Source organism: Rhizobacter sp. P5_C2 (genome assembly GCF_054049715.1).
This window is the reverse complement of the sequence record NZ_JBFULV010000004.1, coordinates 24,129-48,743: the sequence shown is the minus strand read 5'-3', so window position 1 is coordinate 48,743 and position 24,615 is coordinate 24,129. Positions and strand designations below refer to the sequence as shown.

Here is a 24,615-nt window from a genome sequence, read left to right as displayed (position 1 = left end):
CGCCGCCACCGAACTGCCGGGACCGACCATGAAGAACGAAATCAGTTTGCTCGCCGGCGGCATGACGATGCTCGGCATCGCGACCAGCGCGCTGGTGGTGATCCCGTACATGACGGTGCGCGACGCGCCGCCGATCGCCGGGCTGAAGCCCTACACCAGCGCGCAGCTGCGCGGCCGCGAGGAATACATCCGCAACGGCTGCGTCTACTGCCACTCGCAGCAGCCGCGCACCCGCGAGTTCGCGCCCGACTTCCAGCGCGGCTGGGGCCGCGCGACGGTGGCCGGCGACTACGCCTACGACGCGCCGCACCTGCTGGGCACGATGCGCACCGGCCCCGACCTGATGAACATCGGCGTGCGCCAGCCGAGCGACCAGTGGCACCTGGGGCACCTGTTCCAGCCGCGCGCCTACGTGAAGGGCAGCATCATGCCGAGCTACCCGTTCATGTTCGAGCTGAAGGAGAAGGCCGAGCCGGGCGATGTCGAGGTGCGCGTGCCGGCCGGCTACGCGCCGGGCGGCAAGGCGGTGATCGCGAGCAAGGAGGCACTCGACCTGGTGGCCTACCTGAAGTCGCTGGACCGCAGCTACCCGGTGCTCGCGGCGCAGGCGCCTGCGTCCGCACCGGCGACCACCCGCTGACGAGGAGGACAGCGCCATGGATTCGAACACCCCGAGCCAGCCCCCTCGTCAACAGCAACGCGAGAACCCCGACCCGCACGAAGAGCGCAACCCGATCCCGTGGCCGCTGCTGATCCTGGTCGCGCTGCTGGTCGGCTTCGGCATCGTCTACATCGCGTATGCCCACATCGACACGCCGTCGTCCTGGGGCGATGGCCGCAGCCGCGCCGACCTCGAAGGCGAGGTCAAGACCGCCGGCGCCGCGGTGGATGGCGGCGCGCTCTATGCCTCGCTGTGCGCCGCCTGCCACCAGCCGACCGGCCTCGGCCTGCCGGGCGTCTTCCCGCCGCTGGCCGGCAGCGAGTGGGTGGCCGGCAAGGAAACGACGGCCGCCGCCATCGTGCTGCACGGCATCACCGGCGCGGTCACGGTGAAGGGCACGGTCTACAACGGCGCGATGCCCGCCTTCAAGGCCCAGCTGAGCGACGAGCAGATCGCCGCGGTGCTGAGCCACGTGCGCAGCCAGTGGGGCAACAGCGCGCCGGCCGTGACGGCGGCCACCGTGGCCCAGGTGCGCGACCAGACGAAAGCCCGCAGCGAGAGCTTCGCGGGCGACAAGGAGCTGCCCCCGCATGAGTGAGCAAGTCACTGCCCCGGCCCTGGACCGCGCCGGCATCGAGACCTTGGTGCACGACTTCTACGCCGACGTGCGGCGCGACGACCTGCTCGCGCCCGTGTTCAACCGGGTCATCGGCGACGACTGGAGCGTGCACCTGGCACGGCTGGTCGAGTTCTGGAGCACCGTGATGCTGGGCACGCGCACCTTCCGCGGCAACGTGTACGGCAAGCACATGGTGATCGACGGCGTGCGCCCCGAGCACTTCCTGCGCTGGATCACGCTGTGGCATCGGCACACCGACCGGCTGTTCTCCGGCGAGGTCGCCGAGGAGTTCCAGCGCACCGCGCACGGCATCGGCCGCAACCTGTTCCACGGCTTCTTCGGCGAGTTCCCGCGCTTCGTGATGCGCAACGGCGTGGCCGTCGGGCATGAGCCGGACGTGTGGGTCGCGCCCTGAGCTGCCAGTGAACGGCGCCACCGCTTCCGCTGCTCCGCGCCGGCCGCTGTGGCCGACGCTGCTGTGCTGCAGCGTGCTGCTGGCCCTGTTCGCCGCAGCCGTCGCGCGCATCAGCAACGGCTTCGAGCTGTGGACCTTCGAATCGCTGCGGCGCGCGCAGGCGCAGCAGGGCCTGCTGCAGGCCTCGCCGCTCGCCGCGACGCTGAGCGACGGCAGCCGGCGCGTGCTGTGGGCGCAAGGCCCGACGCCGCGCGCCTTCCTCGTCGATTTCATCTACACGCGCTGCACCAGCGTGTGCCAGGCGCTCGGCTCGGAGTACCAGCGCATGCAGGCCGAGCTGGCGCGCAGTGCCGCACCGGTGCAACTGCTGTCGCTGTCGTTCGACCCCGCGCACGACGACGTGCCCGCGCTGGCCGGCTACGCCACGCTGCACCACGCCGCGCCTGCGCAGTGGTGGATCGCGGTGCCAGCCGCGGACGATTCGCAGCGCCTGCTCGGCGAGCTGGGCGTGGTCGCCGTGCCCGACGGCGTCGGCGGCTACGTGCACAACGGGGCGATCCACCTGATCGACGGCCAAGGCCGGCTGCGCGAGGTGTTCGACTACGACGACTGGCCGCAGGCGCTCGCGGCGGCGCGACGCCTGGCGGGAGCCGCACCGTGAAGCCTGCGCAGAAGCTCGTGCGCATCGCGGTGCTCGCCGTGGCCCTGCCGCTGCTGCTGGTGCCGCCACTGCGCCACCTGCTCGAAGCGAGCATGGCGCTGCACATGCTGGTGGAGTTCCCGCTGCTGCTCGCGGCAGGCTGGGCCGCGGCTTCGCTGTGGCCGCGGCCGGCCGGCGGCGATTCGTGCTGGGATGCCGAAGGCTTGTCGAGCGCGTTGCTGGTGATGCTCACCACCGCGTTCTGGATGCTGCCGGTGGCGCTCGACCTCGCGCTGCTGAGTCCTTGGATCGCCCTCGCGAAGGCGTTGAACTGGCTCGTGGCCGGCGCGGTGCTGGCGCGTGCACTGCAGCGCTGGCGCCGCGAGCTGCGGCTCTTCGTGCTGTTCAACCTGGCCTGGATGATGGCAACCGCCGGGCTGCTGTACCGCGAGAGCGAGAGCCGGCTGTGCGTGAACTACCTCGTCGACCAGCAAGCGTGGGCCGGCGCAGGCCTGCTGGGCCTCGCGCTGCTGCTCGGCGCGCTGGCGATCCGCATGGCGATGGACGAGCCGGTGAGCGCTGCGGACGCCGATCACCGCGGCACATCGCGAACGGCGTAACGAAGACGGAGCCAGGCGGCACAATGCCGCCGCATGAGTGAGCTTCCGACGAGCCAGGACCCCGAGCTGCTGCGCCGCCTGCTGCGCGCGAAGGACCGCATGGACGCCGCGTCGCACGAGGCCTGGCCGGTGGAGCGGCTGGCGCGCGTCAGCGAGGTCTCCGAAGCGCACTTCGCGCGCTCGTTCAAGCAGGCCTTCGGCACACCGCCGCACCGCTACCTGCTGACGCGGCGCATCGAGCGGGCGACCGCGCTGCTGCGCGAGACCGAGCTGCCGATCACCGAGATCGCGTTCCAGACCGGCTGGGAGAGCCTGGGCACCTTCGGGCGCACCTTCCGCGACATCACGGGCGAGAGCCCGAGCGCGGTGCGCTCGCGCGCGCGGGCGGCGCTGCAGGAGCCCGGCCGCGTGCCCGCCTGCGTGCTGGGTGCGGCGCATCGGCCGGACCTGACGATCGCAGTTTCGGAGAAGCGGCGGCGGGAGGTGGCCGCTATAAACGACGCCTTCAGCAACAGCTCCGGCAAGAAGGAGGTTCCATGACCCAAGGCATCGAAGTCGTCAGCCTGTACGTGCGCGACCAGGATGAAGCGCTCGCGTTCTATGTCGACAAGGTCGGCTTTCGCGTCCACACCGACGTGCGCAACGGCGACTACCGCTGGCTCACCGTGCAGCACCCGGACCAGCCGTCGTTCCAGCTGGGCTTGAGCGTGCCCGGCGCGCCGGTGCACGACGCCGAGACCGCGCAGGCGCTGCGCGCGATCGTCGCCAAGGGCGGCATGCCGCCGCTGGTGCTGAAGGTGGACGATTGCCGCGCCGCGCACGCGCGGATGCTGGCCCGCGGCGTGGAGTTCACGCAGGAGCCGACCGAGCGCTACTGCACGGTGGATGCGGGCTTTCGCGATCCGTCGGGGAACGGGTGGAAGATGATCGAGGCGCGGCACTGAGTGCTCATGGCGAGGTCCGGACACCGGGACGCTCGCGCGCTTCGATCACGGATACGGCGTGCCATCCTTGCGCACGAATCGGCCATCGGCATTCGAACTCTTCAGATCGATGTCCGAACAGGTCGTGAGGTCATCGGGCTGGCGTGAGCCCACTTCCAGGTAGACGGCCACGGCGGACGACAGGTTCTTCAGGTGATGGCCGTTGCCGCTGCCTTTGGGAAAGGCCGCGCACTCGCCTGCACACACCAAGGTCTGGCCATCGTCTTCGACGAGCGTCAGTTCGCCCTCGAGAACGAAGACGAATTCGTCCTCGTCGCTGTGCCAGTGACGCTGGCTGGACCAGCCGCCAGGGGGCAGCGTCATCAGGTTCACGCCGAAGTCTTGCAACCCACCCGCATCGCCCAGGCGGCGGCGGGTGCGCGCGGCGCAAGGCGCATCGAACGGCGACGGGTAGCCGGAGCCCGCATGCACGCGAACACCGGAGAGATCAATCTTGGGCATGCGTTGATCCTTTCGTGCAGTCCGCTTCGCGGCGCATGTCGACGACTTCGAAACGCATCTCGGAAGCACCGCGGACGAAGAACGATGAGTCGACAGCGATGAATCCGTGCTTCTCGTAGAAGCCCTGCGAGTTCCGGGTGGCCACGACGGTGAGTGGCCCTTCGTGGCCCGCCTCGGCACTTGCGACCGCGAGCGTGAACAGCCGGCTGCCCAAGCCGGAGCCGGCGGCTTCCGGACGAACGAACAACAGCGTGATCTCGCCTGGCACGAATCCAAAGAAACCAAGGACCCTGCCCTGCTGCTCGGCGAGCACGATCTGCCCGGACTCGATGGCCGGGTGGTGGATCTCGTGCGTGCGACCTTCAAACCAGGCCTCGAGTTGAACCGGCGTGTAGGCGCCTGAGCAGAGGTTCAGAACCGAGTCTTGGTGGGCGTCGAAGACCGCTGGCGAATCCTCCAGGACAGCGGGACGGATGGTGATCACGATGGCACGCCGCGGACCAGTTTGAGCCACGACTTGCCATCTTGCGAAACACCCGACGGGACGACCTTGAAAACCGCGTCTGACGCCAGGATCGGTTGCCGGCTCGCGACCGGCGTGAAGTCGCCGTTCAAGCGACGGTGCCTGGCATAGCGAACCACCTGCGTGCCGGAGACGAACGCCAGGCTCATGACGCCGTCGTCCATCGATTCGAAGGGAACGATGCGCTCGCACTGCCGGGCCTCGACACCCAAGACCTCGCAGATGTGTGCACGCGGCGCATACGGCCCGAACAGGTACACCTTCTCCCATTCGAAATCCGTGAGGGCTGCGATGCGGATCTCCAGCGCGTGCTTCTCGCGAACGGCGTCGCCGATGGCGGCCGACACGCGGTCATCGACCGATGAGCACGCCGAGGTGAGAAGCGCCATCACGATGGCAAGTGTCTGAGGTGTTTTCATGAGTCTCTGATGGCAATGAACCGTGCTCTCACCGTCCTTGCAAGATGCCGAACTCGACAGCCAGTTCGCTGAGCATGATGAATTCAGGCGTGGCGTTGGCGTCGTCTCCTTGTGGCAGCCCGGCGAGGGCCCGCGAGACCGCCAGCTCCCATTCACCGTGGGCGGACAAGGACTCGCAACTGCGAAGAACTTCAGGGCTGAGGACTGACTGCACGGATGACAGCGCCGAGGCGAGGCGCTCCTGGGGGTCGTAATCCGGCCCCTCCGCAAAACGGGCGACCACACCCGATGCGGCCAGTTCGACCACCAGCGCTCTCGCGGCGGCGGCCGACGGCAGCGACACCGTGGGGTACTGCTGGTCCAGCAGTGCGTCGGTGATGTCCTTGGCCGCTGCCAGCCCGAGACCGCAGTGAGCCTGCAATGTCTTCGTGCAGCTGACCTTCCTCATGCCGTTCTCGGCAGTGAGGAGTTCGACCACGGTCGGTTGCGGCATGAGCACGTGAACTGCTTTCGGTTGATCGTGGGAGCCGCGCATTTTCATTCGACCCGCATCGTGCCGATGAAGTCCACGAAGGCGCGCAACGGTGCCGGCAGATAGCGGCGGCTCGGATAGTAGAGGAAGGGCCCGGTGAACGAGGGCCACCACGCTTGCAGCACCGGCTCGAGCGCACCGCTGTCGAGCATCGGCCGCAGCCAGTCCTCGAACAGGTAGATCACGCCGGTGCCGGCCACCGCGGCATCGACGGCCAGGTCGACGGCCGCGCCCAGGCTCACGATCAGCGGCCCGGTCGGGTCCACCTTCACGACCTCGCCATCGCGTTCGAACTCCCAGGCCGGCATCGCGCCGCTGCTGAAGCGCCCGCGCAGGCACGCATGGTCGAGCAACTCGCGCGGATGATCGGGGCGGCCGTGGCGGTCGAGGTACGCGGGCGACGCCGCCGTCGCGAAGCGCTGCTCGCGCGGGCCGATCGGGATCGCGATCATGTCCTGCTCGAGCCGCTCGTCATAGCGGATGCCGGCATCGCAGCCCGCCGCGAGCATGTCGACGAAGCTGTCCTCGGCCACGATGTCGAGGCGGATGTCGGGATAGGCCGCCAGAAACGCCGGCACGATGTGCGGCAGCACCAGGCGCACCGCGCTGACCGGCACGTTGAGCCGCAAGGTGCCCGCGGGCCGGTCACGGAAACCGTTGACCACGTCGAGCGCGGCCTCCACCTCAACCAGCGCCGGCCCCAGCCGCTCGAGCAGCCGCGCACCGGCTTCGGTGGGCGCGACGCTGCGCGTGGTGCGGTGAAGCAGCCGCACGCCGAGCCGGGTTTCGAGCCGGCGGACGGCTTCGCTGAGGCTCGAGGCGCTGCCACCGGTGGCGCGCGCCGCATCGCGGAAGCCCCCTGCGCGCGCGACGGCGAGCAAGGCCGTGAGATCACCGAGGTCGACCGCCATTGTTCTAGATTCCGTACAGCCTGTGCCGATTGAGGCATCTTATCGTTGGAGTCGATGGCCGATAGATTCGTGGTCACACGACAGGAGCTCTCATGATCGACATCAACAAGGCAGGAACATTCAAGCTCGGCACGCGCACCGTCACCCGCCTGGGCTACGGCGCGATGCAGCTCGCCGGCAAGGGCGTCTTCGGTCCGCCGACCGACCGCGCCGGCGCGGTCGCGGTGCTGCGCGCCGCGGTGGACAGCGGTGTGAACCACATCGACACCAGCGACTTCTACGGCCCGCACATCACCAACCAGATCATTCGCGAGGCGCTGCACCCGTACCGCGACGACCTGGTCATCGTCACCAAGATCGGCGCGTTGCGCGGCGAAGACGGCTCGTGGAACAAGGCCTTCTCGCGCCAGCAGCTGACGCAGGCGGTGCACGACAACCTGCGCAACCTCGGCCTCGACGTGCTGGAGGTCGTCAACCTGCGGAGCATGTTCGACGTGCACGGGCCGGCCGAGGGCTCGCTCGAAGAGCCGCTCAGCGCGCTGGCCGAACTGCAGCACCAGGGCCTGGTGCGCCACATCGGCCTGAGCAACGTGACGCGGACGCAGGTGGCCGACGGCCGCCGGATCTGCCCGATCGTCTGCGTGCAGAACCTGTACAACCTCGCGCACCGCGACGACGACGCGCTGATCGACGAGCTCGCGCGGCACGGTACCGCCTACGTGCCGTTCTTCCCGCTCGGCGGCTTCAGCCCGCTGCAGTCGACGGCGCTGTCGGAGGTCGCGGACGCGCTTGGTGCAACGCCGATGCAGGTGGCGCTCGCGTGGCTGCTGCAACGCGCGCCGAACCTGTTGCTGATTCCCGGCACGTCGTCAGTGGGACACCTGCGCGAGAACCTGGCGGCCGCCGAACTGAGCCTGCCGAGCGATGCAGTGGCAACGCTCGACCGGATCGCGGCCGGGGCTTGAAGCGTCAGTAGAGTCGCACGACACGGTTCGGGTGCGTCATGCTGATGCCTTTGCCAGTGTGCGAACGACGGTCATCGCCGCGTCGAAGTCTTTCGCCTTGCCGGTGACGCGCGCCGAGACCAACGCGCCCTGGCAGGCCGCGAAAACGGCCGCCGCGAGGGCCGAGGCTTCGGCCGATGTGCGTTGCGTGTCCTGCGCCTTGAAGACGCGGGTGAGCCAGTCGATCTGGTCGGCGCGAAGCTTGCGCACCGCGGATTTCAACTCGTCGCCGACGCAATCCCAGCCCGCGGCGAACGAGCCGCCGGGGCACACCGCCTGGCCGGCGGACAGCGTGTTGCGGTACATCGCGACGAAGGCGTCCAGCGCGGCTCCGGGTGCCTCGGGTGCCGACTCGCGCCACTCCACGAAGCGCTGCGCCGCGGCGGCGAGCAGTTCGAGCCCCAGGGCTTCCTTCGACGGGAAGTGGTGGTGCAGGCTGGCCTTGCTGATGCCGATCTCCTGCGCGATGTCGTTGAAGCTGAACCCGAGGTAGGAACAGGTTCGAAGCATCCGGGCCGCGGCCTCGAACACCCGTTCCCGCGTCTCGCCGAGGCCTGCGATCGAAGCACCCATGGAGAATCCTTGTCTACCTACCAGTAGACAGTATCCCACATGGTGCCCTCAGCCGAACAGCCCTGCCGCGGTGTACGCCGCAATGACCTGGTCGAAGGACTTCAGGTCGGCGCGCCCTCGCGCGATCAACTGAGCGCCTTCGATGGCGGCGAAGATGGCCAGCGCCTGCGATTCCAGGGCCTTCGGCTTCATCTGCGGCCGGCGCTCGGCCAGCACTTCCATCAGCCAGCGCGTGTTGACCGCGGTGAACCGGTCGACCTGCACCCGCACTGCGGCCGGCAGGTCGTCGTACTCGGCCGACATGATCCCGCACAGGCACATGCGGTTGTCGTTCTCCAGCGCCCGGCGAAAGACTGCGGTGTAGGTCGCCATGCGCTGCGCGTGATCTTGCGTCGACGCGCGCAATGCGTCGAAGAACGCGGCGGCCTCGTCGGTGTACTGGCTCGCCAAGGCGGCGGCCAAGTCGCCCTTGGTCGGGAAGTGGTAATGCACGCTCGCGCTCTTGATGCCGACCTCTTTCGCGAGTTCACGAAAGCTCAGTGCGTTGTAGCCGTGTGACTGCACCGCGGCGCGGGCGGCCTGCATGATGGTTTCGCGCGTGTCTGTGCTCATCTGGCCACTCTAGCACACTAGCTATCGGTAGATCAGATTGACGGATTCGGCGAACTTCGCCTACAGTTCGCCACTTACCTATCGACCGATAGGTAATCAATCAACCTGATGTTCAACCTGAATCCGACCATGAAGATCCACGACCGCCCCGGCTTCCCCAACCCTGCCCGCATCCGCATCGTGCTGGCCGAGAAAGGGCTCGACTCGCAGGTCGAGTTCCTGCCGGTCGACCTGATCGGTGCCGAGCACAAGCAGCCTGCGTTTCTTGCCCTGAATCCGTCGGGCGTGCTGCCGGTGCTCGAGCTCGACGATGGCACTTTCATCTCGGAAAGCACCGCCATCACCGAGTACCTCGACAACCTCGACGGCAAGCCGACGCTGACCGGCCGCACCCCGCGCGAGAAGGCCTTGATCCACATGATGCAGCGGCGTGCCGAGGCGTACGTGCTGGACCCGGTGGGCGTCTACTTCCACCACGCCACGCCGGGGCTCGGCAGCGCATTGCAGGCCTTCAAAAGCCCCGACTGGCAGGGCCGTGCCGAGATGGGCCAGCGCGAAGGCGCGAAGGCCGTGGCCGGCATGAAGTATTTCAACGAGGTGCTGGAAGGCCAGCCCTTCGTGGCCGGCGACGCCTTCTCGATGGCCGACATCACCTTGTTCGCCGGGTTGATGTTCGCGGATGCCGCCGGGCTCGGGGTGGCCGCAGGGAACACCGCGCTGCTGCAATGGCGCGAGCGCGTCGCGCAGCTTCCCAGTGTGAAGAACCGCAGCGGCCAGGCCTTCCTGCCGGTCGACCTGAAGCGCATGGGGTTCTGAGCACCAACCGCCGCTGCCCTATCGCTTCGCTGGCCTGGTCAGCGTGATCCAAGCCGGCGCATGGTCGCTGGCCTTGGGCCATCCACGCAACTCGCGGTTCACCCCGACCGCCTTCAGGCGCTTTGCCGCCACAGCGTTCAGCAGCAGGTGATCGATCCGCAGCCCGGCGTTGCGCTGCCAGTGCTGGCGGAAGTAGTCCCAGAAGGTGTACAGCGGTTCCGGCGAACGCTTGCTGGCGAGCGCATCGCGCCAGCCCTGCTCCAGCAGGCGGCGGTACGCAGCGCGGCTTTCGGGCTGCAGCAGCGCGTCCTTCAGCCACGAGCGGGTGTTGTAGATGTCCTTCACATCGTCGGTGGGCACGACGTTGTAGTCGCCGGCGATGACCACCGGCTCCGGCCGATCGACCAGCGACGCGGCATGCCGGATCAGCCGCTCGAACCAGGCCAGCTTGTAGTCGAACTTCGGCCCGGGCTGCGGGTTGCCGTTCGGCAGGTAGAGGCAAGCCACCAGCACCCCGTTCACTGCTGCCTCGATGTAGCGGCTCTGCAGGTCCTTCGGGTCGCCCGGCAGGCCGCGTCGGATCTCGATCGGCTCGGCGCCCTTCGCGAGGATCGCCACACCGTTGTAGGCCTTCTCTCCGCTCCAGATCGCACCATAGCCGGCCGCTTCGATCTCGGCGCGCGGGAAGGTCGCCTGCGAGGTCTTCAGTTCCTGAAGGCAGACGACGTCCGGCTGGTCGGACGCCAGCCACGCCAGCAACGAACGGAGACGCCCGCGCACGCCGTTGATGTTGTAGGTGGCGATCTTCATCGTGGCAGTCTTGCGCGGCGTTCGGCCCGCGGCTGTCGGAGCACGGACCATCGGTCTGTCGGACGATGCCTGCCGACGATTGCGGCCCCGTCCGGCACAACGGAGCTTCATGCGTGCCGACCATGCAGGCAATGCTCAGGCACCCGGCTCGGGCAGATTCAGGAGAACACGATGGCTGACGACAAGAACAAGGCAGGCGGCCAGGACCGCACCCGCATCAACGTCAACGAAGACTACGAGCTCCGCGACTGGGCGAAGAAGTTCAACGTGAGCCCCGACCGGCTGAAGGCCGCGGTGAAGGAAGTCGGCACGGCTGCCAAGGATGTCGAGAAGCACCTGGGCACGAAGCCTCGCTGATCCCAGGGCGCACCGCCATGTCACAGCAGATCATGATCATTCGCCATGCCGAGAAGCCCAGGCCCGGCGGTGACGACATCGCGATCGACGGCCACGGCGTGGCCGATCCCGGCGGCCTGTCGGTGCGCGGCTGGCAACGCGCCGGCGCGCTGGTGCCCTACTTCGCGTCGAGAACGAGTTCGTCGCGGCAGCCCGGCATCAGCCCGCCGGCGTACATCTTTGCCGCGGCCTCGCACGGGCGCACCAAGCGCCCGGCGCTGACGGTCGCGCCGCTCGCAGCGGCGCTCCAGATCCAGGTGCAGGCCGAGCACCGCTCGGAAGGCGGTGAAGCCGAAGTGATCCGCCGCAGCCTCGCGGCCGCGGGGCCGGTGCTGATCTGCTGGCGGCATGAGCAGATCCCTGCGCTGGCAGCCGCGCTCGGCGTGGCCGAGGCGGCATCGCGCCGCTGGGATGAAGACTGCTTCGACGAGGTCTGGGTGTTCGCCCGCGAGGACGACCACGGCTGGCGCTGGTCGGTGCAGCATCAGTCGCTGCTCGCGGGCGACGCGTAGGCTAGCGGGCGGCGTTGCGCTTGCGCGTGGCGGCCGCCTTCTTCGCCGAGGCCGATCGCTCGGCTGCCGTGCGGCTGGCCGATGCCTGCCCGCCGATGCGGCCCCCCTTGCGCGACGGCTCGTGGTTCTCCGCCTTGCCGCGGCCGGAGCCGGACTTCTTGCCGCCACCCGTTTCCTTGTTCACCGTGGCCCAGGCCCGGCGTTCGGCCTCGTCCTTGGCGACACCCTGATGCTCGTAGCCCTTCTCGATGTGCTCGGCCTGGCGTTGCTGCTTGTCGGTGTACGACGACTTGTCACCTCTCGGCATGATCGCTCCTTGAAGTCCAGGGCCTGACGATGCCGCGAGCAAGCGACCTCGTCAGCCGGACAGCGGTGCAAGCGCATGTCAGTCGATTCGCACACGACTTTCGAGGCACGGCGCCCACCTCGGCCTCGCCTGCTCAGGCCTGCGTCGTGCCCGCCTGTGACTCGGTAGCCGGCACGGCGATGCCCAGGGCCAGCGCCGTGCTCAGGAACCACAGGATCTCGAAGGCCGAGAGCCGGCCCGCCGCGGCCGCTTCGCCAACGCCCATGGCGCGCTGCGTCCAGGCGGTCACCAGCCGCGGCGTGCTCGGGCGCGCGAGGGCCGCAGGCTCGGGCGACCGTGTGAGCTGGTAGCGGCCATTGATGGTGCGGGGCGAGACGCCCTGGTCGATGAGGACGTGCGTCAGGCCCCACAGCAAGGTCGACAGCCGCAAGGTGTGGGTCGCACCCGGCCACGAAACGGCGTCGGGCGCGCGTTGCGGGTCGGCCAGATGCAACGGCCGCACCAGCAGCTCGGCCTGCGGCAGCGAGCTCGTGATGTCACCCGTGCGGAAGTCGACGACCAGGCCGTGCCCGTCACCCACGCCGAACAGCGTTCGTCGACGCTCGCCGGCGAGCAGTGCCCCGACCAGCAGGTCCCGCAAGGCGTACAGCGCCATGCGGGCGTGCTCGCGCTGCACGGCGCCGCGCGCCAGCTCGTAGAGCGCTGCGGCGGCTTCGAGCACACCGGTCATCTCGCTGACCCGCAGCGGCGAGGCCACCGACAGGCCGCGCGGCGAGTCGGCCGGCGTCGCGCCGCGTGGCGTGAGCCGAACCAGCACCCGCGGTGGCGAGACGTACTGCGACCAGTCGTGCGGCACGAAGAGCGTGGTGCAGGCGGTGGCGTCTTCTACCCAGCGCAGGCGCAGGCCCGCCTGGCCGTCGAGCATGCGCGTCATCGAGACCAGCACGGCACGATCGCGTGCATCGAGGCCCAGTGCGGCGATGCCGAGCGCACGCCCCGGCGGCGATGTGCTCGCAGAGGCGGGGCCGGCAGCAGGGGGGCCGAGGTGTTCGGATGATTCAGGCATCGGGCGGGTCGAGTGCTCGCAGAGTGCACCGACGGTCAGTCTAGCGACTCAACAGATCGTCGAAGGCTGGCGGAGCCCTTCATAATCAAAACCTGACCCCCGCTTGTTCGAGATGCCGATCTTTCATCATGGATAAATTCTTGCTGCAGCAGCAAGTGCTGGAACGGCTCGCCGAAGACCTGCTGCAAGCCGAACAGGCAATGCGGGCGGCCCATGAAACGGCGACTCACGAAGAAAACGTCGCCGAAAACAAATACGACACATTGGGACTCGAAGCCGCCTACCTGGCCACCGGCCAAGCTCGTCGCGCCGAAGCCATCCGCCAGACGATGGCCCATTGGCGCCAATTCCGCCCGCGCCCCTACGACGCCAGCAAAGGCATACAGCTCGGCGCGCTGGTCTGCCTGGTCGATTCCGACGACAAGCAGCAACAGCTCTTTCTCGGCCCGGATGGAGGCAGCATGAAGTTGGTCAGCGGCGGTCAGCTCGTTCAGGTCATCAGCAGCGAAGCCCCTTTGGGCAGGGCCATGCTGGGCAAATGCGAGGGTGATGAGGTGTCGATACAGGTCGCTCCAATCCGACAGCAGTTTGAGGTGCTGCGGGTTCATTGAGCCGCTCCTGCGAGTTGCGCGTCACCTGCCCCAGAAACTGATCCTCGCTGACGCCTGCGGTGAGCCATCTGCGGGCGCGAGCCAACCGTGTCCATGGTGCCGGCGGCGGGACTTGAACCCGCATCTCCGTGAAGAGGAGGGATTTTAAGTCCCTTGCGTATACCGATTTCGCCACGCCGGCAGCGGGCACATCGAGCGGCGATTATCAATGCATGCGTCGAGGTCGGGCGGCCTCGGCCATGATCCATACCTCCCTCTTCCTCCGACACGCCCATGCCCGCGACCCGCCTCGAACACGACAGCCTCGGCGACATCGCCGTCCCCGCCGACGCCCTCTACGGCGCGCAGACCCAGCGCGCGGTGCTCAACTTCCCGGTCAGCGGCGGCCGGCTGCCGGCTGCCTTCATCCGCGCACTGATCCAGCTGAAGCTCGCCGCCGCCCGCGCCAATGCGCGCCTGGGCACGATCGAGCCCGACACCGCGCAGGCGATCGAGGCAGCCTGCCGCGAGCTGCTCGATGGCGACTTCATGCCGCACTTCCCGCTCGACGTGTTCCAGACCGGCTCGGGCACCAGCTCCAACATGAACGCCAACGAGGTGATCGCGACGCTCGCGACGCGCCGCCTCGGCCGCCCGGTCTCGGCGAATGACCACGTGAACCACGGCCAGAGCAGCAACGACGTGATCCCGAGCGCGATCCACGTCAGCGCCGGCGTCGTGCTCGCCGAACAGCTGCTGCCCGCGCTGCACCACCTGTCGAAGGTGACGCGCGACAAGGCCCGCAGCGTGCACGACCATGTGAAGACCGGCCGCACCCACCTGATGGACGCGATGCCGGTGCGGCTGAGCCAAGTGCTCGGCGGCTGGGCCTCGCAGGTCGACGCGCAGATCGCGCGGCTCGAGGCGCTGCGCGCCGACCTGGCCCAGCTCGCGCTCGGCGGCACCGCCGTCGGCACCGGCGTCAATGCGCACCCCGATTTCGCGCGGCTGGCCTGCGAAGAACTCACCGGCCTCACGCGCCAGGTGTTCCGCCCGGGCGACGACTACTTCGCGCTGATGGGTGCGCAGGACACCGCCGTCGCCGTCTCCGGCCAGCTCAAGGGCCTGGCCGCGAGCCTGATGAAGATCGCCAACGACTTGCGCTGGATGAACTCCGGCCCGCTGGCCGGCCTCGGCGAGATCGAGCTCCAGGCGCTGCAGCCCGGCTCGTCGATCATGCCCGGCAAGGTCAACCCGGTGATCCCGGAGGCGACCACGATGGTCGCCGCCCAGGTGATCGGCAACGACGCGGCCATCACCATCGCCGGCCAGTCCGGCAACTTCGAGCTGAACGTGATGCTGCCACTGGTCGCGCGCAACCTGGTCGAGAGCCTGGAGCTGCTGGCCAACGTCAGCCGCCTGCTGGCCGACAAGTCGATCGCCGGCTTCAAGGTACGGGGCGATCGTTTGCGCGATGCGTTGTCGCGCAACCCGATCCTGGTGACCGCGTTGAACCCGCTGATCGGCTATGCGCGCGCCGCCGAGATCGCGAAGCAGGCCTACCGCGAAGGCCGCCCGATCATTGATGTGGCCAACGAACAAACCGAGCTCGGCCGCGCCGAACTCGAGCGCTTGCTCGACCCGTCGCGCCTGGCCGATGGCGAGGGCGAAGGCGGGGGTGGCGGCTGAACGCGCCGAGGTCACACGAGGAAACACTCATGCAACTAAAAAGGCATGTCGTCCTACAAATTGAGGGTGCCGACAGCGTTAGAGTGCCGATCACGGAGCCGCAGTTACCTCCTCCCTCCTCCCAATGACACTGCGGCTTCTTCAGGCGGATGGTGCTTGCACCATCCGCTTTTTCTTTGGGGAGGCAGCTTCAACAATGCGCCAGCCGCGACGGCTCGGTGTGCGCGATCTCCCGACCCACCGACACCGCATACGACAGCGCAGCATTGCGCGAGATCCAGCGGTGGCCGCCGGCCAGGCAGGTGTCGCGATACACCTCGCAAGGGGTGTTCACCGCGCCGCGCACGCGGCTCACGACGACCGCGGCGGTGTAGCCGCGGCCCCGGCCGCTGTCTGCCGCGGCCACGTAGATCCGGAAATCACCCTCGTTGAACTGCTGATCGAACTGCATCTCGCACTCCACGCCGGCAACCGCTGCCGCGAGGCGAGACTATGTTCGATGCGTCCCGGCGAATCCATCCACCTGATTGATGCCCTCTTCCGGGGGCGGTGTCGGATCGCGGCTTCAGGTCAAAGCGACTGCAGGATCTCCTTGCGCTTCTGCTTGTACTCGTCGTCGGTGATCAGGCCCTTGTCGCGCAGCTGCTTCAGCGCGTTCAGGCGGCGTTCGATCTCGTCGGCCTTGGCATCGGCCGGCTGGACGATCGGCGCGGCCGGTGCCGGCACCGGTGCCGCGACCACCGGCGGCGCGGCCGGCGGTGTCGCAAACGTGGTGGCGGCCGCAGGCGGCGGGGCCACCAGCACCATCGGCGGCGGGGGCGGCTGCACCGGTGCGGTGGTGGCCTGGGTCAGCGACACCGTCAGCCAATCGGCGCGGCGGTTGCTCGCGCCGGCACTGGCCAGCTTCACATCCGACGCCTTGCCGCGCGTGCCGTAGATGAAGTTCGGCGACATGCTGGTCGAGCGCACGATGTGCACGAAATCGAAGCCGGTGTCGTGGGCGATGAAGTTCAGGTTGCCGCCTTCGATGAACAGCCGGGCAGTGACGGCCGTCGGAGGCGCCAGGAAGCCCTCGCGCCGCGCGCTCGACACCAGCAGCACGTCATCGCCGGGCTCGGCGTTGGCGAAGGCCTGGGCGATCGGCTCGCTGATCTCGACCAGCTCTTCGGCATCGAACAGCGCCTGCTGCTTGCCGCGCATGTCGACCGACTTGAACTGGCCCAGCGCCAGCCGCAGCGCGTCGACGTTCAGCTTCACCGGGTGCTGGTTCTCCGGGGCACCCGCCTCACGGGCCAGCAGTTGCACGGTGCTGAATTCGCGGATGCGCCAGATGCGCCGCTTGGCCTGCGCACCGTTCGAATCGGCCTGCGCAGCCTCGCGGCCCCGGATCGACTCGAACAGGCCGGCGGCCTGTGCCGATCCCACATTGCTTGCGACGATGGCTGACACGACACCCAGCTTCAGCCAGAGAGATGCTCGTTTCACGGTAGGTCGGTCCTCGGAATGCGGGGGAAATCGGCGCGTTGCCGGCGTGTTGCACCAGCGACGCGGGTCGCATTGTAGTTTTGCAACACGGCCCCGCACCTACGCGTTTGTCCGCGTCCCCGCCAGGGATTCCAGCGACTGCAGCCGCCGCTGCGCCCGCCCGTCCGCATCGAACACGTGCAGCGCCTGCGCCGGCGCGCGCCAGGCGGCCCGGTCGCCGGGTCGGGCGCGGCTCAGCGCGCTGCCGCGCATCACCAGCTCTTCGCCGCCATCGGTGCGCATGTAGACCAGGTGCGATTCGCCGAGCTGCTCCACCAGCACCACGTCACCCTCGAAGCGCACGCCGTCGCCGTCCTGCGCGGCAGCGGCCATCGCATTGGGCACGACGCTCGTGAAGTGCTCCGGCCGGATGCCGATTTCCACCGCCTGGCCGATGCGCAGCGCCGCGGCATCGACCTGCGCCCTCGCCTGCGCGCCGCGCGCCAGCGCCAGCACCAGGCCGTCGTCGCCGCTGGCCGACACCGTCGCCGGCAGCAGGTTGATCGACGGCGAGCCGATGAAGGTCGCGACGAAGCGGTTCGCCGGCTGCTCGTACAGCTCGACCGGCGTGCCGGCCTGCTGCACCCGGCCTTCGTGCATCACGACGATCTTGTCGCCCAGCGTCATCGCCTCGACCTGGTCGTGCGTCACGTAGACCATCGTCGCCTTCAGCTCGCGGTGCAGCCGTGCCAGCTCGACGCGCGTCTTCACGCGCAGCGAGGCATCGAGGTTCGACAGCGGTTCGTCGAACAGGAAGAGCTTCGGGTTGCGCACGATCGCGCGGCCGATCGCCACGCGCTGGCGCTGCCCGCCCGAGAGTTCGCGCGGCAGCCGCTGCAGCAGGTGGTCGATGTGCAGCGCCTTGGCGGCCGCCTCGATGCGCCGCTTGCGCTCGGCCCGGTCGGCGCCGTGCAGCTTCAGGCCGAAGGCCATGTTGTCGAACACGCTCATGTGCGGGTACAGCGCGTAGCTCTGGAACACCATCGCGATGCCGCGCTGCGCCGGCGGCAGGTGGTTGACGACCACGCCGTCGATCGACAGCTCGCCGCCGGTGATCTCCTCCAGCCCGCACATCATGCGCAGCAGCGTGGTCTTGCCGCAGCCGCTCGGGCCCACCAGCACGACGAACTCGCCGTCGGCGATCTGGAGGTTCACGCCCTGCAGCACGACGGTGTCGCCATAGGACTTCGAGACGTTGGTCAGCGTGACTTGGGTCATGGGAACTTCAGGTTCATTTCAACGCGCCGGCCGTGATGCCGCGGATCAGCTGCCGCGACAGCAGCGCATACACCACCAGCACCGGCAGCACCGCCAGCGACAGCGCGGCCAGCACGGCGTTCCAGTCGGTCGCGAACTGGCCGATGAACTGCTGCACGCCGAGCGTCAGCGTCTGCGTGCCTTCCGACGGCGCGAGGATCAGCGGGAACCACAGGTCGTTCCAGATCGGCACCATCGTGAACACGCCGACCGTCGCGACCGCCGGCCGCACCAGCGGCAGCACGATGCGCAGGAAGATCACGTACTCGCTGACGCCGTCGCAGCGCGCCGCGTCCTTCAGCTCGCCAGGCACCTGGCGGATGAACTCCGACAGGATCAGGATCGCCAGCGGCAGCCCCTGCGCCACGTACACCAGCACCAGCGCGGTCAGCGTGTTGACGAGGTCCAGCGCCACCATGGTCTGCAGGATCGACACCGAACCGAGCCGGATCGGCACCATGATCCCGAACGCGAGGAACAGCGCCAGCAGCCGGTTGCCGGGAAAGCGGTACTCGGTCAGCGCCCACGCGGCCATCGCGCCGAACAACAGGATCAGCCCCAGCGAGCAGCCGGTCACGATGACGCTGTTGGCGAACATGCTGCCGATGGCAGCATTGCCCAGCACCTTGCCGTAGCCCACGACGCTCAGCGTCGCGGCGGTCGGCAGCCCGAGCGGGTCGTCGAAGATCGCGCGCCGCGTCTTGAACGAGTTGACCAGCACGATCACGATCGGGAACAGCACCAGCAGCGCGTAGCCGCCGAGCGTCAGGTGCACGAAGAGCGAGCGCAGCAGGCGACTCACAGCGCATACCTCCGCAGCCGCCGCTGCACGATGAACAGGTACAGCGCCACGCCGGCCAGGATCACCAGGAACATCAGCGTGGCCAGGGCCGCGCCCATCGTCGCGCTGCCGGGCTGCGACTGGTAGCCGAAGAAGGTGCGGTAGAACAGCGTGCCCAGCAGGTCGGTGGAAAAATTGGGCCCGGCCGAAGCGCCTTTCACCGCATAGATGAGGTCAAAGGCATTGAAGTTGCCGACGAAGGTGAGGATGTTCACCAGCCCGAGCGTCGGCAGGATCAGCGGCAGCCGGATCGCCCAGAAGATGCGCCACGGCCCGGYGCCCTCGACGGTGGCGGCCTCGACGATGTCCTCCGGGATCGCGATCAAGGCCGCGTAGATCAGCATCATCGGGATGCCGACGAACTGCCACACCGACATCAGCGTCAGCGTCGGCAACGCGGTTTCTTCCATGCCGAGCCAGGGCTCGAACCAGTGCTGCAGCCCGACGAAGCCGAGCAGCTTCTCGCTGACGCCCCACAGCGGCGACAGGATCAGCTGCCAGCTGAAGCCGATGATCACCACCGACAGCAGCGTCGGCAGGAACAGCACCGTGCGATAGGCGGCTGCCCCGCGCACGCCGCGCAGCGACAGCAGCGCCGCCAGCACCAGCGCGACCGGGTTCTGCACCAGCGAGTGGATGACGAAGAACTTGACGTTGTTCAGCAGCGCGTTGCGAAAGCTCTCGAACCACTGCGCATCGAACAGCAGCGTGCGGAAGTTGGCCAGGCCGACGTAGCTGACCACGCCGTCGGCATCGGTGCCGTAGGCGCTGAGGCGCAGCGTGTCGACCAGCGGCCAGGCGCTGAACGCGGTGTAGACCAGCACGGCCGGTGCGAGGAACACCAGCACATGCCAGGGGAAGCGAGACCTCATCGAATCACTTCTGGGGTGCGTACCACTTGGCGAAACCGGATTGGATGCGCTGCGCGGCATCCTTCGGCGCGAGCTTGCCGTTGATGACCTGCGAGTTCACCGTCCACAGCTCGTTCTCCATGCTCGGCTCGCCACGGCTCATCACCTGCGCGTTCAGCCGGATGGTCGACTTGCATTGCGCGCGCCAACCGATCATCTGCCGCGCCACCGGGTCCTTCACGTCGACCGCGTGCTTGGCCAGCGAGAAGAAGCCGGTCGCCTTGTTGGTGTACAGCTCGGCGAACTCCTTCGACGCGAGCCAGGTCAGGAACACCTTGGCATCCGCGGGGTTCTTGCCGGCCTTGTTGATGCCCATGCCGATGTCGGTGTGGTCCGAGATGTAGCAGGCGTCGCCGGCCTTGCGCACTGGCGGCGGGAAGGCGCCGAACTCGAAACCGGGCTCCTTCTCGAAGTACGCGATGTCCCACGAGCCGGTCGGGTAGATCGCGGCCTTGCCGGACGCGAACAGGTTCTGCGAATCGCCGTAGGTCTCGGCCTGGTAGCCCTTGGGCAGGTAGGCCGCCCACTTGGCCATCGTGGCCCACACGTCGACGAACTCGGGGTCGGTGAACTTCTTCTTGCCGGCGATCAACGCGCGCCGGCCTTCTTCGCCCTTCCAGTAGTTCGGACCGATCCCGGTGAAGACGATCTGGCTGGTCTCCCACTGGTCGGCGGTGCCGAGCGCGATCGGCGCGACCTTGCCTTGTGCCTTGATCTTGTCGAGCACCGCGAAGAACTCGGCCTCGGTGGCAGGTGGCGTGACGCCGGCGTCCGCGAAGATCTTCTTGTTGTAGAAGAAGCCGTGGATCACCGAGGCCATCGGCATGCAGTAGGTGTCCTTGCCGTCGTCGGTCTGCCACGCGACCTTGGCCGAATCGGGGAAGTTCGCGAGGCCGGGCTCGCCGTCGAGCTTCGCGAGGCGGCCCTTCTTGTACAGGTCGAGCGCCACGTCGAACGGGCGGCAGGTGATCAGGTCGCCGGCGCTGCCGGCCGAGAGGCGCGCGCTCAGCACCGAGTTGTATTCCGGCGGTGCGGTCGGCGAGAACTTCACCGTGATGCCGGGGTGGGCCTTCGTGAAGGCCGGCAGCAGCACCTCGTCCCACAGCGCCTTGTCGTCGGTGCGCCAGCTTTCGATGACGAGCGAGCCGGCCTGGGCGCTCGCGGTCAGGGCAAGTGCGGCGCAAGCCAGTGCGGTGCGAACGGGGTGGTTCATGGGCGGTCTCCTTCGGTAGGTGGGCGGGGCGCAAGGTACCATCGGCCGCCGTGTGACACGAGGCCTGCACAAGGGTCCGCGCCCGGCCGGGCCATACGCGGCCAAGTGCTTGTCATTCCAGGGATTTCCGACCATGAGGCGACCGGCCCCACTCACCGTTCCTTACGCTGCCCTGCGCGCCCGCGCAGGTGCCGCGAAGGAACGTGCCGCGGCCCTCGCCTTACACAACATTGCAATTCGCAGGGATTCGAAAGACGCGTGGCGCGGGTTTGCCCTGGGTCTCCTGCTGGCCGGCGCGGCGGTCGGCGCGCCAGCGCAGACGCTCGACGTGCTGCACTGGTGGACCTCGGCCGGCGAGCGCCGTGCGGTCGAGCAGCTGGTGCTGCAGCTGGAGAAGCGCGGCATCGGCTGGAACGACGCCGCGATCCCCGGCGGCGGCGGTGGCGGCGCGATGAAGGTGCTGAACAGCCGCGTGCTGGCGCGCGACCCGCCCGACGCCGCGCAGGTGATCGGCCGCACGCTGGCCGACTGGTCGGACCTCGGCCTGGTGCTGCCGCTCGACGAGGTGGCGCAGCGCAACCGCTGGGCCCAGTCGCTGTTCCCGGTGGTGCAGCGCGTGATCACGCACCGCGGCCGCATCGTCGCAGCGCCGCTCGGCGTGCACCGCATCAACACGCTGTTCTACAACCAGCGGGTGTGGTTGCGGCTGAAGCTCAATGCCCCGAAGACCTGGAGCGACGTCGAGCAGGCGGCCGCGACCTTGCGCGGTGCCGGCATCGCACCGTTCGCATGGAGCGACGAGCCGTGGCAGATCGCGACCGTGTTCGAGACGCTGCTGCTCTCCGAGGCCGGGCCGGCGCTGTATGCCGAGCTGGCCGCCACGCAGCGCTGGCAGGCCTGGCAGGATCCGCGCGTCGCGAAGGCGCTGGAGCGGCTGCGCTGGCTGCGGCGGCTGAACGGCGAGACGGCCATCGAGCAACGCTGGACCGCGTCGGCGCGCCAGCTCTTCACCGGCGACGCCGGCATGCTGATCATGGGCGACTGGACGGGGGGCGAGCTGACGGCCTGGGGCGCGCAGGCCGGCCGCGACTACGGCTGCGCGCCGGTGCCCGGCACGGCCGGCATGCACCTGTACAGCATCGACACGCTGGCGATGCTGGTCGGCACGAAGAAGCGCGAGGCCGAGCAGGAGCGCATGGCCGAGGTGGTGGTGTCGCCGGCAGCGCAGCTCGCGTACAACCAGGCCAAGGGCTCGGTGCCGGTGCGCGACGACATCGACCCCACGCAGCTCGACGAGTGCGCGCGCGATTCGTGGCAGACGCTGAAGCGCACCGACAGCCCGCAGCTGCCGAGCATCGCGCACCGGATGGCGGCCGACGAGGCCACCAAGGATGCGCTGGCCGATGCGCTGCACCGCTACGTGAAGGACCCTGCCGTCACGCCCGGCCGGGCGCAGGAGCGCTTGGTGGCGCTGATCCGCAGCGCGGCCCGGTCGACCAGCTCTCCATGAATCTCTCGCCATGACCCTCGCCCGCAAGCGCACCATCCTCGCCGTCGACGACGACCAGAAGACCCGTCAGCTGCTGAAGCTGTACCTGGAGAAGCACCAGTACGTGGTGCAACTCGCGGCCGACGGCGCGAGCTTTCGCAGCGGCTTCGAGCGCTACCGCGACGACCTCAGTTTGGTGATCCTCGATGTGATGCTGCCCGACACCGACGGCTTCGCGCTGTGCCAGATGGTGCGGCAGCGCGCGCCGACGCTGCCGATCATCATGCTGACCGCGAGCGCGGACGACACCGAGCGCATCGTCGGCCTGGAGCTCGGTGCCGACGACTACATCGGCAAGCCCTACAACCCGCGCGAGCTGCTGGCGCGCATCAAGGCGATCCACCGGCGCGCCGGGCAGACCGAGGGCGGCGCGACGGCGCGCTACCTGCGCTTCGCCGGGTTCCGGCTCGATCGGCTGGAGCGCACGGTGACCGGGCCGGACGGCCAGCCGCTGGCGCTGACCGCGATGGATTTCGACCTGCTGCGTTTGCTGGCCGAGCATGCCGGCGAGGTGATGGAGCGGGCGCGCTTGATGGAGCAGACGCGCGGCCGCGACCTCGGCCCGGCCGACCGCTCGCTCGACGTGCAGGTGAGCCGGCTGCGGCAGCGGCTGGGCGACGACGGCAAGCAGCCGGCGCTGATCAAGACGGTGCGCAGCAGCGGCTACGTGTTCTCGGTCGAGGTGCTGGCGTCGCATGATTGACTGGCGAGCTTCGTCGCAGCGGCTGCTGCCGCGCACGCTGCGCGGCCGGATCATGCTGATGATGGTGGCCGGCGTGCTGCTGAGCCAGTTGCTGGGCACCGCGATCTGGGCCTGGCAGCTGCGCGCGAACGCGTTGCGCGATGCACGCGATGCGGCGCAGCAGACCGCGCAGAGCGCGGCCGGCGCGATCCGCTTCTTTCGCGATTTGCCGCCGCAATACCGGCCGCTGCTGATCGAGCAGTTGCGCACGATGGGCGGCACGCGCTTCTTCGTCAACGTGAACCATGCGCGCGTGCCGACCGGTGCGTTCGCGCCGTCGCGGCTGTCGGAGACGGTGGTGCGCGGCGTGCGCGAGCGGCTGCTGGCGCAGGTGGGCGACACCACCTCGTTCGAGGCCTCCTTCGCCTGGCCCGACACGCTGGTGGTGGCCGATGACGGCCGCACGCTGCGCGAGCTGCCGGAGAGCTGGGTCGAAGCCTCGCTGCTGCTGCGTCCGCGGCCGGCGCCGCTGCTGGTGATCCAGGCCGAGATCGAGGCGGGCGGCTGGCTGTTGCTGGCGACGACCCTGCCCGATCCCTACTTCCTCGACAACGCGAACCCGCTGAGCAGCGACCGGCTGCTGCTGCAGGGCGCGACGCTGGTGACGGTGCTGTTGCTGGTGCTGCTGGTGGCGCGCAGCCTGACGCGGCCGTTGTCGCGGCTGGCGCAGGCGGCGAGCGAGTTCGGCAACGCGATGCACCCGAACCAGGTGCCCGAGACCGGCACGGTGGAGCTGCAGCGCACGGCGCGCGCCTTCAACGAGATGCAGGCGCGCATCCAGCGTTTCGTCGAGGACCGGGAGCGGCTGTTCGGCAGCATCTCGCACGATCTGAAGACGCCGATCATGCGATTGAAGCTGCGCACCGAGCTGCTGGACGACGATGCGGTGCGGGCCGATTTCCATGAAGACCTGGACGAGCTGGACATGATGGTCAAGGGCGCGTTGCAGAGCGTGAAGGACAGCGACGTGCACGAGAACCTGGCCGAGGTGCGGCTGGACCGGCTGGTCGAGCGGCTGACCTCGGCGGCGCTGGCCTCGGGCGCGAAGATCACCGTGTCATTGCCGCCGATCGCGGTGACGGGCCGGCCGCTGGCGCTGAAGCGTGCGTTGGGCAACCTGATCGACAACGGCCTGCGCTACGGCCGCGAGATCGAGGTCGGTGCCGAGCTGGGCGACGGCAAGTGCTCGGTGCTGGTGCGCGACCACGGGCCGGGGCTGCCGGAGGATTCGCTCGAGGAGATCTTCGAGCCCTATGTGCGGCTCGAGCATGGTCGGCAGATGCATGCCGACGGGTCCGGGCTCGGGCTGTCGATCGCGCGCCGCATTGCGCGCGAGCATGGCGGGGATGTGCGGCTGCGCAATCATCCGGATGGCGGGCTGGTGGCAGCGTTGAGCTTGCCGGCTTGAGCCGCGAACA

General features: G+C 68.6%; 32 protein-coding genes and 1 tRNA gene. 16 read left to right on the top strand and 17 right to left on the bottom strand.

The window, feature by feature from the left end; translation table 11 throughout:
- Positions 1 to 28 precede the first annotated feature (28 nt).
- The 7 genes from ACXJLU_RS02220 to ACXJLU_RS02190 are packed head-to-tail and all read left to right on the top strand — an operon-like array spanning position 29 to position 3,899.
- Positions 29 to 640, top strand: coding sequence for a cbb3-type cytochrome c oxidase subunit II (locus ACXJLU_RS02220; protein WP_457328874.1), 612 nt, complete (start codon positions 29 to 31; stop codon positions 638 to 640).
- 16 nt (positions 641 to 656) lie between these two features.
- A complete protein-coding gene (locus tag ACXJLU_RS02215; RefSeq protein ID WP_457328873.1) occupies positions 657 to 1,259 on the top strand; it encodes a c-type cytochrome in 603 nt (200 codons plus the stop codon).
- The gene (locus ACXJLU_RS02210; RefSeq protein WP_457328872.1) at positions 1,252 to 1,695 is read left to right on the top strand and encodes a group III truncated hemoglobin; all 444 of its coding nucleotides are present in this window, start codon (positions 1,252 to 1,254) and stop codon (positions 1,693 to 1,695) included. Before ACXJLU_RS02215 ends, ACXJLU_RS02210 begins: the two co-directional genes overlap by 8 nt.
- 7 nt (positions 1,696 to 1,702) lie before the next feature.
- Positions 1,703 to 2,356, top strand: a complete 654-nt coding sequence (locus tag ACXJLU_RS02205; RefSeq protein WP_457328871.1) for an SCO family protein — start codon at positions 1,703 to 1,705, stop codon at positions 2,354 to 2,356.
- The gene (locus ACXJLU_RS02200) at positions 2,353 to 2,955 is read left to right on the top strand and encodes a hypothetical protein (RefSeq protein WP_457328870.1); all 603 of its coding nucleotides are present in this window, start codon (positions 2,353 to 2,355) and stop codon (positions 2,953 to 2,955) included. Before ACXJLU_RS02205 ends, ACXJLU_RS02200 begins: the two co-directional genes overlap by 4 nt.
- A 33-nt stretch (positions 2,956 to 2,988) precedes the next feature.
- Positions 2,989 to 3,495 carry a helix-turn-helix domain-containing protein gene (locus tag ACXJLU_RS02195; RefSeq protein ID WP_457328869.1) on the top strand — a complete coding sequence of 169 codons (507 nt, stop codon included), beginning with the start codon at positions 2,989 to 2,991 and terminating at the stop codon, positions 3,493 to 3,495.
- A complete protein-coding gene (locus ACXJLU_RS02190) occupies positions 3,492 to 3,899 on the top strand; it encodes a VOC family protein (RefSeq protein ID WP_457328867.1) in 408 nt (135 codons plus the stop codon). Before ACXJLU_RS02195 ends, ACXJLU_RS02190 begins: the two co-directional genes overlap by 4 nt.
- 45 nt (positions 3,900 to 3,944) lie before the next feature.
- On the opposite strand, the gene ACXJLU_RS02185 is transcribed toward ACXJLU_RS02190, so the two are convergent.
- The 5 genes from ACXJLU_RS02185 to ACXJLU_RS02165 are packed head-to-tail and all read right to left on the bottom strand — an operon-like array spanning position 3,945 to position 6,785.
- Positions 3,945 to 4,400 (bottom strand): cupin domain-containing protein, encoded by a 456-nt coding sequence (locus ACXJLU_RS02185; protein ID WP_457328865.1) that lies wholly within the window; start codon positions 4,398 to 4,400, stop codon positions 3,945 to 3,947.
- A complete protein-coding gene (locus tag ACXJLU_RS02180) occupies positions 4,387 to 4,884 on the bottom strand; it encodes a GNAT family N-acetyltransferase (protein ID WP_457328864.1) in 498 nt (165 codons plus the stop codon). Before ACXJLU_RS02180 ends, ACXJLU_RS02185 begins: the two co-directional genes overlap by 14 nt.
- Positions 4,881 to 5,315: a hypothetical protein gene (locus tag ACXJLU_RS02175; protein ID WP_457328863.1), complete on the bottom strand. Its 435-nt coding sequence runs from the start codon at positions 5,313 to 5,315 to the stop codon at positions 4,881 to 4,883. Before ACXJLU_RS02175 ends, ACXJLU_RS02180 begins: the two co-directional genes overlap by 4 nt.
- A 55-nt stretch (positions 5,316 to 5,370) precedes the next feature.
- Positions 5,371 to 5,883: a hypothetical protein gene (locus ACXJLU_RS02170; protein ID WP_457328862.1), complete on the bottom strand. Its 513-nt coding sequence runs from the start codon at positions 5,881 to 5,883 to the stop codon at positions 5,371 to 5,373.
- Complete coding sequence (locus ACXJLU_RS02165) at positions 5,880 to 6,785, bottom strand: LysR family transcriptional regulator (RefSeq protein ID WP_457328861.1); 906 nt, start codon at positions 6,783 to 6,785, stop codon at positions 5,880 to 5,882. The genes ACXJLU_RS02170 and ACXJLU_RS02165 overlap by 4 nt, the downstream gene beginning before the upstream one ends.
- 92 nt (positions 6,786 to 6,877) lie before the next feature.
- Between ACXJLU_RS02165 and ACXJLU_RS02160 the strand changes: the two genes are divergently transcribed.
- The gene (locus ACXJLU_RS02160; protein ID WP_457328860.1) at positions 6,878 to 7,750 is read left to right on the top strand and encodes an aldo/keto reductase family oxidoreductase; all 873 of its coding nucleotides are present in this window, start codon (positions 6,878 to 6,880) and stop codon (positions 7,748 to 7,750) included.
- A gap of 36 nt (positions 7,751 to 7,786) precedes the next feature.
- On the opposite strand, the gene ACXJLU_RS02155 is transcribed toward ACXJLU_RS02160, so the two are convergent.
- Together ACXJLU_RS02155 and ACXJLU_RS02150 are read right to left on the bottom strand one after the other, a co-directional pair.
- Positions 7,787 to 8,362: a TetR/AcrR family transcriptional regulator gene (locus tag ACXJLU_RS02155; RefSeq protein WP_457328859.1), complete on the bottom strand. Its 576-nt coding sequence runs from the start codon at positions 8,360 to 8,362 to the stop codon at positions 7,787 to 7,789.
- Positions 8,363 to 8,410: 48 nt separating this feature from the next.
- On the bottom strand, positions 8,411 to 8,974 hold the full coding sequence (locus ACXJLU_RS02150) for a TetR/AcrR family transcriptional regulator (RefSeq protein WP_457328858.1): 564 nt from the start codon (positions 8,972 to 8,974) through the stop codon (positions 8,411 to 8,413).
- Between the two features lie 129 nt (positions 8,975 to 9,103).
- Between ACXJLU_RS02150 and ACXJLU_RS02145 the strand changes: the two genes are divergently transcribed.
- A complete protein-coding gene (locus ACXJLU_RS02145) occupies positions 9,104 to 9,790 on the top strand; it encodes a glutathione S-transferase family protein (RefSeq protein ID WP_457328857.1) in 687 nt (228 codons plus the stop codon).
- 18 nt (positions 9,791 to 9,808) lie between these two features.
- Here the strand turns inward: ACXJLU_RS02145 and xth are convergent, their stop codons facing one another.
- On the bottom strand, positions 9,809 to 10,600 hold the full coding sequence (gene xth, locus ACXJLU_RS02140; protein WP_457328856.1) for an exodeoxyribonuclease III: 792 nt from the start codon (positions 10,598 to 10,600) through the stop codon (positions 9,809 to 9,811).
- A gap of 171 nt (positions 10,601 to 10,771) precedes the next feature.
- On the opposite strand from xth, the gene ACXJLU_RS02135 reads away from it, so the two are divergent.
- Positions 10,772 to 10,957: a DUF3606 domain-containing protein gene (locus ACXJLU_RS02135; RefSeq protein ID WP_457328855.1), complete on the top strand. Its 186-nt coding sequence runs from the start codon at positions 10,772 to 10,774 to the stop codon at positions 10,955 to 10,957.
- 17 nt (positions 10,958 to 10,974) lie between these two features.
- Complete coding sequence (locus tag ACXJLU_RS02130) at positions 10,975 to 11,508, top strand: phosphoglycerate mutase family protein (protein WP_457328854.1); 534 nt, start codon at positions 10,975 to 10,977, stop codon at positions 11,506 to 11,508.
- Between the two features lies 1 nt (position 11,509).
- On the opposite strand, the gene ACXJLU_RS02125 is transcribed toward ACXJLU_RS02130, so the two are convergent.
- On the bottom strand, positions 11,510 to 11,815 hold the full coding sequence (locus ACXJLU_RS02125) for a plasmid stabilization protein (RefSeq protein ID WP_073464009.1): 306 nt from the start codon (positions 11,813 to 11,815) through the stop codon (positions 11,510 to 11,512).
- A gap of 133 nt (positions 11,816 to 11,948) precedes the next feature.
- Positions 11,949 to 12,881: a hypothetical protein gene (locus tag ACXJLU_RS02120; RefSeq protein WP_457328853.1), complete on the bottom strand. Its 933-nt coding sequence runs from the start codon at positions 12,879 to 12,881 to the stop codon at positions 11,949 to 11,951.
- A gap of 128 nt (positions 12,882 to 13,009) precedes the next feature.
- Between ACXJLU_RS02120 and ACXJLU_RS02115 the strand changes: the two genes are divergently transcribed.
- Positions 13,010 to 13,492: a GreA/GreB family elongation factor gene (locus tag ACXJLU_RS02115; RefSeq protein ID WP_457328852.1), complete on the top strand. Its 483-nt coding sequence runs from the start codon at positions 13,010 to 13,012 to the stop codon at positions 13,490 to 13,492.
- Positions 13,493 to 13,586: 94 nt separating this feature from the next.
- On the opposite strand, the gene ACXJLU_RS02110 is transcribed toward ACXJLU_RS02115, so the two are convergent.
- Positions 13,587 to 13,673 (bottom strand) — tRNA-Leu (locus ACXJLU_RS02110).
- 92 nt (positions 13,674 to 13,765) lie between these two features.
- Here ACXJLU_RS02110 and ACXJLU_RS02105 point away from each other — a divergent pair.
- Positions 13,766 to 15,160 (top strand): class II fumarate hydratase, encoded by a 1,395-nt coding sequence (locus ACXJLU_RS02105; protein WP_457328851.1) that lies wholly within the window; start codon positions 13,766 to 13,768, stop codon positions 15,158 to 15,160.
- A gap of 190 nt (positions 15,161 to 15,350) precedes the next feature.
- On the opposite strand, the gene ACXJLU_RS02100 is transcribed toward ACXJLU_RS02105, so the two are convergent.
- The 6 genes from ACXJLU_RS02100 to ACXJLU_RS02075 form a co-directional block, all read right to left on the bottom strand.
- Positions 15,351 to 15,611 carry a hypothetical protein gene (locus tag ACXJLU_RS02100; protein ID WP_073464119.1) on the bottom strand — a complete coding sequence of 87 codons (261 nt, stop codon included), beginning with the start codon at positions 15,609 to 15,611 and terminating at the stop codon, positions 15,351 to 15,353.
- Between the two features lie 119 nt (positions 15,612 to 15,730).
- The gene (locus ACXJLU_RS02095; RefSeq protein ID WP_457328850.1) at positions 15,731 to 16,645 is read right to left on the bottom strand and encodes an SHOCT domain-containing protein; all 915 of its coding nucleotides are present in this window, start codon (positions 16,643 to 16,645) and stop codon (positions 15,731 to 15,733) included.
- A 99-nt stretch (positions 16,646 to 16,744) separates the two neighbouring features.
- Positions 16,745 to 17,902, bottom strand: coding sequence for an ABC transporter ATP-binding protein (locus tag ACXJLU_RS02090; protein WP_457328849.1), 1,158 nt, complete (start codon positions 17,900 to 17,902; stop codon positions 16,745 to 16,747).
- Positions 17,903 to 17,915: 13 nt separating this feature from the next.
- Positions 17,916 to 18,743, bottom strand: coding sequence for a carbohydrate ABC transporter permease (locus ACXJLU_RS02085; RefSeq protein ID WP_457328848.1), 828 nt, complete (start codon positions 18,741 to 18,743; stop codon positions 17,916 to 17,918).
- On the bottom strand, positions 18,740 to 19,654 hold the full coding sequence (locus ACXJLU_RS02080) for a carbohydrate ABC transporter permease (protein ID WP_457328847.1): 915 nt from the start codon (positions 19,652 to 19,654) through the stop codon (positions 18,740 to 18,742). Before ACXJLU_RS02080 ends, ACXJLU_RS02085 begins: the two co-directional genes overlap by 4 nt.
- Positions 19,655 to 19,658: 4 nt before the next feature.
- Positions 19,659 to 20,906 carry an ABC transporter substrate-binding protein gene (locus ACXJLU_RS02075; RefSeq protein ID WP_457328846.1) on the bottom strand — a complete coding sequence of 416 codons (1,248 nt, stop codon included), beginning with the start codon at positions 20,904 to 20,906 and terminating at the stop codon, positions 19,659 to 19,661.
- A gap of 133 nt (positions 20,907 to 21,039) precedes the next feature.
- Between ACXJLU_RS02075 and ACXJLU_RS02070 the strand changes: the two genes are divergently transcribed.
- The 3 genes from ACXJLU_RS02070 to ACXJLU_RS02060 are packed head-to-tail and all read left to right on the top strand — an operon-like array spanning position 21,040 to position 24,605.
- Positions 21,040 to 22,416, top strand: coding sequence for an ABC transporter substrate-binding protein (locus ACXJLU_RS02070; protein ID WP_457328845.1), 1,377 nt, complete (start codon positions 21,040 to 21,042; stop codon positions 22,414 to 22,416).
- A 10-nt stretch (positions 22,417 to 22,426) separates the two neighbouring features.
- Positions 22,427 to 23,158, top strand: a complete 732-nt coding sequence (locus ACXJLU_RS02065; protein WP_073463999.1) for a response regulator — start codon at positions 22,427 to 22,429, stop codon at positions 23,156 to 23,158.
- Entirely contained in the window at positions 23,151 to 24,605 is a 1,455-nt protein-coding gene (locus ACXJLU_RS02060; RefSeq protein ID WP_457328844.1) for an ATP-binding protein, read from the top strand. The genes ACXJLU_RS02065 and ACXJLU_RS02060 overlap by 8 nt, the downstream gene beginning before the upstream one ends.
- Positions 24,606 to 24,615 lie beyond the last annotated feature (10 nt).